The sequence below is a fragment of the Stenotrophomonas acidaminiphila genome (assembly GCF_001431595.1).
GTDB lineage: Bacteria > Pseudomonadota > Gammaproteobacteria > Xanthomonadales > Xanthomonadaceae > Stenotrophomonas > Stenotrophomonas acidaminiphila.
This window is the reverse complement of sequence record NZ_LDJO01000115.1, coordinates 1-629: the sequence shown is the minus strand read 5'-3', so window position 1 is coordinate 629 and position 629 is coordinate 1. Positions and strand designations below refer to the sequence as shown.

The following is a 629-nucleotide window of genomic DNA, read 5'->3' as shown; positions in this document are numbered from 1 at the left end:
CCATCAGCAGCGCCGCGACCACGATCAGCGCGAACGCCGCCCAGTGGTTCCATTTCAGCGGCTGCCCCAGGTAGACCGCGGAGAACACCGCGAACACCACCAGGGTGATCACTTCCTGCATGCCCTTGAGCTGCGGCGCCGAATAGACCGCCGCGCCCAGCCGGTTGCCCGGCACCTGCAGGCAGTACTCGAAGAAGGCGATGCCCCAACTGACCAGGATCACCGTCAGCAGCGGCGCCGAACGGTACTTCAGGTGGCCGTACCAGGCGATGGTCATGAATACGTTGCTGGCAACCAGCAGCAGTACCGGGTACAGATAGGCGGTGAAGGGCGGGGCGGGCATGTCCGGGTCCGTGGGAAGGCGCGCATAGCATAGGTGCAGCACGGCCGGCCGGACCGGATCTGCCGTCGCGGACTTTCTTCACATGGGATCCACTCGGGGTACGGCATCTTTCACAAAGCTGAAGAACGAGGAGGCTCCATGCGACAGACCAAGGAATCGTCCGGACTGGTGCTCGTCATCGAGGACAACCGCAACATTTCCGAGATGATCGGCGAATACCTGGAAAGCAAGGGATTCGAGGTGGACTATGCCTGCGATGGCCTGGACGGCTACCGGCTGGCGGCGG

At 63.3% G+C, this 629-nt stretch carries 2 protein-coding genes; one reads left to right on the top strand and one right to left on the bottom strand.

Annotated elements, in window-relative coordinates:
• Positions 1 to 343, bottom strand: a 343-nt coding sequence (locus ABB33_RS17900; RefSeq protein WP_056932979.1) for a DMT family protein, incomplete at its 3' end; no start/stop codon positions are given.
• A gap of 138 nt (positions 344 to 481) precedes the next feature.
• Here ABB33_RS17900 and ABB33_RS17895 point away from each other — a divergent pair.
• Positions 482 to 629, top strand: a 148-nt coding sequence (locus ABB33_RS17895) for a response regulator (RefSeq protein ID WP_161809444.1), incomplete at its 3' end; no start/stop codon positions are given.